Here is a 6,798-nt window from a genome sequence, read left to right as displayed (position 1 = left end):
GGTTAAACTCCTGGCTCGCGGGGGCATTCAGCGTATGGGTTAAATCCCCCGCCGCCACGTTCTCCAGCTGAGCGATCGATGCCGAAAGCGGCTTGAGCAGCATATGGCGCAGCACCAGCCACGCGAGCACGATGATTCCCGCCGTCAGCAGCGCTGCGACGATAATCAGGATCAGTACGCGGGTTTTACTCGCCTGCACGGCACTCACTTCCGCCTGACCACGCGCTTCGCTCCATTTCTGAAACGCCTGCATATCGTTATCAAACTGCTTCGCCACCGGAATCAGCGTCTTCTCCAGAAGATCGTAGTACCCGTCCGCGCTCTGGTCATTCAGGGTTTTCAGCATCGGGTTGATCCCCTGCTGGCTATAGGTCGCCAGGCTGGCCGCCACTTTATCGAGCAGCTGTTGCCCCTGCTCGTCAGCCACGCCGCCGTCGATCACGCCTTTCAGCGTTTTCTGGGCCAGGGCAACTTCCTGATTGATGTTTTTTACCGCTTTGGCCGCATCGTCCAGCATGCCGATTTCCATCATGCGGACGGCCTGGCCCGCCTCATTGCGCGCGCGCAGGATCAGCGTATAGCCTGAATTGAGCTGCACCATCTGCTCACCCTGAAGGTGATTAATACGCTGCAGTGAAGAAGAACTCTGTGTGAGGGCATAAATGCCAATGCCGCTGACAATCAGCAGCAGAAGGGTCATAACGGCCAGTAAAGAGAGCAAGCCGGTACGAATCGATAGCGTTTTAAGCATGATATTATTTCCGGTAGCGAGATATTTCTGGGCATAAAAAAAGAGTATCGGCCGCTACCGGAAAATGTTTAGACTTTAAGCAAATTCAGCGTGTTATCGCTCTGTTACCGATGTGTTTACGCGGGTAACAGGTGAGCTTTGGCGGTTCTCCCAGAGCACCGTAAGACCGCGCTGCAGGGCAATAAAAATAAACAGCAATATGCCGATGGCGATTTTCGTCCACCAGGAGCTGAGCGTGCCGTCAAAGTTGATATAGGTTTGTATCAGCCCCTGGATAGCCACGCCGAACAGCGTTCCCAGCACGGTCCCCACCCCGCCGCTCAGCAGCGTGCCGCCGATGACCACAGAAGCAATCGCATCCAGCTCCACGCCCACGCCTGCAAGGGCATAGCCCGCCTGGGTATACACCGAGAAGACGATACCCGCCAGCGTCGCCAGGCCGGTCGAGAGCATATAGATGCGGATGGTGGTGCTGCGGGTGGAGATCCCCATCAGGTTTGCCGACGTGGCGCTACCGCCGATGGCGTAAACCTGATTGCCAAACCGGGTACGATGGGCGAGGAAGATGCCAATCACCACCACGCCCAGCATCAGCAGCCCCATCGCGCTCAGGCGGCCGCCGCCGGGAATTTTCCACGCCAGGCTGGAGAGCGTGTCGTACACCGGATGGTTAATCGGAATCGATTCTTCCGACACCAGATAGCTCACCCCGCGCAGGAAGAACATTCCCGCGAGGGTAATGATAAACGCCGGGATTTTTAACGCGTCGATCAGCAGCCCCATAAAGGCGCCAAACGCACAGCCCATCGCCAGCACCAGCGGAAACGCCACCAGCGGAGAGATCCCCCAGAAGCCGATCGCCTTCGCGAGGAACACGCCCGTAAACGCGATCACCGACCCGACGGAGAGATCGATCCCGCCGGAGAGGATCACAAAGGTCATGCCGACGGCGATAATGCCTAAAAAGGCGTTATCGGTCAGGATATTGCAAATCACGCGCGTCGACGCAAAACCGGGGAATTGGGTGAGGCAGTAGAGATACCCCAGCACAAACACGCCCAGCGTGATCATCAACGGTAAATTACGTTTTATCATGGCCACGGATCCCCTTAATGATGCTGACAAAGCGCGGCGACTGGACGATCAGCACGCAAAGCACGACCACCGCTTTCACCACCTGGTTGAGTTCCGGCTGAAACCCCGAAAGCAGGATCCCGGTGTTCATTCCCTGAATGATCAGCGCGCCAATCACCGAGAGCAGCAGGTTAAAGCGCCCGCCCATCAGAGACCCGCCGCCGATCACCACCGCGAGGATCGCGTCCAGCTCCAGCCAGAGCCCCGCGTTGTTTGCATCGGCCCCGCGAATATCCGCCGCGACGATGACCCCGGCGATGGCGGCGCAGACGCCGCTCAGCACGTAGGTCAGCATCACCATCAGGCGGGTGTTGACCCCGGCGTTGCGCGCGGCGCGGATGTTGATCCCGACGGCTTCAATGAACATGCCCAGCGCCGTTTTGCGGGTGAAAAGCCAGAAGACAATGAGCGTGACCAGGGCAACGATCACCGGCGTCGGGAAGAACAGCAGGTTGCCGCTCCCGATCCACGCCAGGCTCGGCGAGTTAAAGGTGACAATCTGTCCGGAGGTAATCAGCTGCGCCACGCCGCGCCCGGCCACCATTAAGATAAGGGTGGCGACAAAGGGCTGAATTTTCAGCACCGCCACCAGAATGCCGTTCCATAATCCGGCCAGCACGCCGGTGCCTAAGGCCGCCAGCAGTACCACCGGCAGGCTGTGTCCGGACACGGTCATGGAAGCTGCCGTGGCCCCGGCGATGGCCATCACCGCGCCGACGGAGAGATCAATCCCGCCGGTGGCGATGACCAGCGTCATCCCGATGGCCAGCAGCGCCACCGGCGCGGCACGGTTTAGAATGTCTATCGGGCTGCCAAACAGGCGACCATCCTGCACGATAATCTGGAAGAAATGCGGCGCGACCAGGCTATCAACCAGCAGAACAACCAGCAGCGCTGCGATTTGCGGCGTGCCGGTTGGCCAGCTGAATCGGCGCTTTGACTCACCGGTTTGCGAAAGCGAACGGGGCATCACGATTTACTCCTTATGCCGCGATGGCATTCATGATCGCCGGAACGGACAGCTTATCCAGCGGGATCTCTGCCACCTGTTTGCGATCGCGCATGATGATGACGCGATCGGCATAGCCCACCAGCTCTTCCAGCTCGGACGAAATAACCAGCAGCGCCAGACCGTCCGCGCACAGGGTTTCAATAAGCCGGATAATTTCGGCGTGCGCCCCCACGTCAATGCCGCGGGTCGGTTCGTCGAGGATCAGGAACTGGGGTTTGGTCAGCAGCCAGCGGGAGAGGAGAACCTTCTGCTGGTTACCGCCGGAGAGGAACTCAATAGGCTGTTCCGCGCTCGGCGTGCGGATGCCGAGCTGGCGGATAAAGCGCTCGGCGATGGCGTTTTGCTCTTTACGGGGGATCGGGCGCAGCCAGCCGCGCTGGGCCTGCAGCGCCAGGATGATATTTTCCCGCACCGAGGCTGCGGCAATAATGCCGTCCGTTTTCCGGTCTTCCGGGCAGAAGCCGACGCCGAGACAGGAGGCCTGATGCGGCGATCGCAGGGTTTGCGGTTTACCCTTGATCAGCGCGGTGCCGCTGTCGGCCGGCTTGATCCCGAAGATCACCTCGGCAGTTTCGGTCCGGCCGGAGCCCAGCAGGCCCGCCAGCCCGACAATTTCCCCCGGGCGGACTTCCAGATTAAACGGCGATATCACGCCTTTCTTGCCGTAATCGCTGAACGCGGCGACCGGTTTCTCGCTGAGCAGCGTGCGCCCGGCGCGCTGAAGGGCGTTGGTTTCCAGCTCGCGGCCCAGCATCATTTTCACCAGTTCGATCTGCGGCAGCTCGCAGGTTTCGCGGCAGCCGACAAAGCTGCCGTTGCGCAGCACCGTGATGCGATCGCTTACCTCATATACCTGATCGAGGAAGTGGGTAACGAAGATCAGGCTGACGCCCTGATCGCGCAGCTGGCGCATCAGGGTAAAGAGCATCTCCACTTCCTGGGTATCGAGGCTGGCGGTGGGTTCGTCGAGGATGAGTACCTTCGCGGAGAGATCGATCGCGCGACAGATGGCGACGATCTGCTGCATCGCCACGGAAAAGCGGTTCAGCGGCTCGCGGACGTCGAGGGAGAAGCCGTACGATTCCATCAGCTTTGTCGCCCGCGCCTCCATCTCTTTGCGGCGCAGCAGGCCAAAACGTCGCGGCTCACGGCCAATAAACAGATTATCCGCCACCGACATATTCGGCAGCAGGTTCACTTCCTGGTACACCGTCCCGATCCCCAGCTGCTGGGCATGGGCGGTATTTTTCGGCGAAATGGCGTTGCCTTCCAGCCAGATGGTGCCGCGATCTGCGTGATAAACGCCGGTGAGGGATTTAATCAGCGTCGATTTTCCCGCGCCGTTCTCGCCCAGCAGCGCCATGATCTCACCGCGCCGAAGGCTGAAATCAACGTTATCCAGCGCCTTTACGCCGGGGAAGAATTTGCTTAAGCCCTCTGTGCGGAGGATTTCCTGGTGTTGTTCAGTGGTCATGGTTTCCCCCTCACCCTGACCCTCTCCCCGGAGGGGAGAGGGGACTATTCGTGCCAGTCTATAAATTTCTGCCCAAACCGCCCTTTTCCCTCTCCCCTCCGGGAGAGGGCTGGGGTGAGGGGTGAAGGCATCAGTAGCCCATATTTTTCTTCTTCTCTAACTCTTCTTTCGCCGTATCAGGCAGGTAGAGCGTGGACTTGGTGACCGTCACCTTCTCAGGCATCGTGCCGTCTTTCTTGAATTTCTCCAGCGCGTCGAATGCCGGGCCCGCCATGTTTGGCGTCAGCTCCACGCTGGCGTTGGCTTCGCCGTCGATCATTGCTTTGTAGATGTCCGGCACGCCGTCGATAGAGCCGGTGAGGATATCTTTGCCCGGCTTCAGGCCCGCTTCTTTAATCGCCTGAATCGCACCGATCGCCATGTCATCGTTGTGGGCGTAAACCATGCAGATGTTCTTGCCGTTGTTTTCAGCCTTGATGAAGCTCTCCATGACCTCTTTACCTTTACTGCGCGTAAAGTCGCCGGACTGAGAGCGGATAATCTTGATGTTTGGCGCTTTAGCGATGGCCTCAGCAAAGCCTTTTTTACGGTCGATGGCCACGCTCGCGCCGACGGTGCCCTGCAGCTCAACGACGTTACACGGCTTGCCGTCGACCTGTTTCACCAGCCAGTCGCCAATCAATTGCCCTTCCAGCACGTTGTTAGCGGTCACGGTGGTCATATAGAGGGATTTGTCTTTGACGTCGATGGAACGGTCAAGCAGGAAGACAGGGATCTCAGCGTCTTTCGCTTCCTTCAGGACGGGTTCCCAGCCGGTCGCCACGACGGGTGCAATAAAGATGGCATCCACGCCCTGGGCGATAAAGGAGCGCACGGCTTTGATCTGATTCTCTTGTTTCTGCTGACCATCGGCGATTTTCAGGGTAATGCCGCGTTTCTGAGCCTCGCTTTTGGCAACGTTGGTTTCAGCCGCTCGCCAGCCAGATTCAGAGCCGACCTGCGAAAAACCTACGGTTAAGGGAGCGGCCATCGCCATAGACGACATGGCTGCCGAAACTGCTGTGACAAGAAGTAAGCGCTTCCACATATGAGCGTCCTCGTAGGGGGGTTTATTGTTGGTTAAAAGATGTTCTGCGAAATGACTATAGCCCATGAAATATGTAACGAATTGCGTTACATCACACTTCAGAAAAGTGAATAAAACGTTAATCACAAGTTTGTAATCGCTTTCATTTCACCATGAAAAATGCGGCTGAGTTTATGGATTTTTCTGTCATGGAAAGGGTCTGAAAAGTGGAGAAAGCGGGGAGAGAAAGCGAAAACAGGCGGAGACATTCAGCGCGAGTTGGCTATAATACCTGCCACTTGTTTACCATCCATTTTAAAGGACACCGACATGAGCTTACTCAACGTCCCAGCGGGTAAAGAACTGCCAGAAGACATCTACGTAGTTATCGAAATCCCGGCTAACGCAGATCCTATCAAATACGAAGTGGACAAAGAGAGCGGCGCCCTGTTCGTAGACCGTTTCATGTCTACCGCGATGTTCTATCCGTGCAACTACGGTTACATCAACCACACCCTGTCTCTGGACGGTGACCCGGTTGACGTGCTGGTCCCAACGCCATACCCACTGGAGCCAGGCTCCGTCATTCGCTGCCGTCCAGTTGGCGTGCTGAAAATGACCGACGAATCCGGTGAAGATGCGAAGCTGGTTGCGGTACCGCACACCAAGCTGAGCAAAGAATACGATCACATCAAAGATGTGAACGACCTGCCAGAGCTGCTGAAAGCGCAGATCACTCACTTCTTCGAGCACTACAAAGACCTCGAAAAAGGCAAGTGGGTTAAAGTTGACGGCTGGGACAACGCAGAAGCGGCGAAAGCAGAAATCATCGCCTCTTTCGAACGCGCTGCTAAGAAGTAATTCTTACTGCTGATTGATGAAAGCCCCGCATGTCGGGGCTTTTTTGTGGCGGCGCGCCGCTGGGCCTACAGTGAACATGTAGGCCGGGTAAGCGCAGCGCCACCCGGCAAAAGGCGTAAAAAAACAACGCCACCTCACGGTGGCGTTGTTTTTTTCAGTACTGGTCTCTGTCTAACCAGTTACCGCTTACAATCCGCGTTAACCCTTCGACCGGACGCTGGTAGACATACATCCACGCGCTTCCGTACGGCGTCTGGATCAACTGGCGTGCGTATTCACCGCCCCTGGTGCGCAAGGCATCAAGTTCGGCAAGCGTCGCGTTATCAATACGATAGACTTCACCCTGTACTGTTCCTTCGCCCGGAACCGCGCCTGGATAGTGGCCCAGGCTGTACAACTGGTAGTTCTCGATATTGTAATTTCCCAGCAGCAGGGCATTGGTCATCCAGTGACTGTTGCCTTGCTTGGTTCGTAAACTGCCGTAGACAAATATTCGCATT

At 57.3% G+C, this 6,798-nt stretch carries 7 protein-coding genes; 1 reads left to right on the top strand and 6 read right to left on the bottom strand.

Going from position 1 to position 6,798, the window contains the following annotated elements:
- From DEO48_RS16165 to ytfQ, 5 genes are all read right to left on the bottom strand, one after another.
- The coding region (locus DEO48_RS16165) for a Tar ligand binding domain-containing protein (protein WP_181367025.1) at positions 1-751 on the bottom strand (751 nt) is incomplete at its 3' end.
- Positions 752-844: 93 nt separating this feature from the next.
- The gene (yjfF, locus tag DEO48_RS16160) at positions 845-1,846 is read right to left on the bottom strand and encodes a galactofuranose ABC transporter, permease protein YjfF (RefSeq protein ID WP_023310175.1); all 1,002 of its coding nucleotides are present in this window, start codon (positions 1,844-1,846) and stop codon (positions 845-847) included.
- On the bottom strand, positions 1,833-2,858 hold the full coding sequence (ytfT, locus tag DEO48_RS16155; protein WP_029741734.1) for a galactofuranose ABC transporter, ATP-binding protein YtfT: 1,026 nt from the start codon (positions 2,856-2,858) through the stop codon (positions 1,833-1,835). The genes yjfF and ytfT overlap by 14 nt, the downstream gene beginning before the upstream one ends.
- A 10-nt stretch (positions 2,859-2,868) precedes the next feature.
- Complete coding sequence (gene ytfR / locus DEO48_RS16150) at positions 2,869-4,371, bottom strand: galactofuranose ABC transporter, ATP-binding protein YtfR (RefSeq protein WP_109845720.1); 1,503 nt, start codon at positions 4,369-4,371, stop codon at positions 2,869-2,871.
- Positions 4,372-4,501: 130 nt separating this feature from the next.
- Entirely contained in the window at positions 4,502-5,458 is a 957-nt protein-coding gene (gene ytfQ / locus DEO48_RS16145) for a galactofuranose ABC transporter substrate-binding protein YtfQ (protein ID WP_045402315.1), read from the bottom strand.
- Between the two features lie 309 nt (positions 5,459-5,767).
- Between ytfQ and ppa the strand changes: the two genes are divergently transcribed.
- Complete coding sequence (ppa, locus tag DEO48_RS16135) at positions 5,768-6,298, top strand: inorganic diphosphatase (protein ID WP_010427397.1); 531 nt, start codon at positions 5,768-5,770, stop codon at positions 6,296-6,298.
- A 154-nt stretch (positions 6,299-6,452) separates the two neighbouring features.
- Here the strand turns inward: ppa and DEO48_RS16130 are convergent, their stop codons facing one another.
- Complete coding sequence (locus DEO48_RS16130) at positions 6,453-6,797, bottom strand: gamma-glutamylcyclotransferase (protein ID WP_014830431.1); 345 nt, start codon at positions 6,795-6,797, stop codon at positions 6,453-6,455.
- Position 6,798: the final 1 nt, after the last annotated feature.

This window comes from Enterobacter sp. CGMCC 5087 (assembly GCF_003144775.1).
Lineage (GTDB): Bacteria > Pseudomonadota > Gammaproteobacteria > Enterobacterales > Enterobacteriaceae > Enterobacter > Enterobacter cloacae_M.
This window is presented reverse-complemented; position numbering and strand designations above follow the sequence as displayed.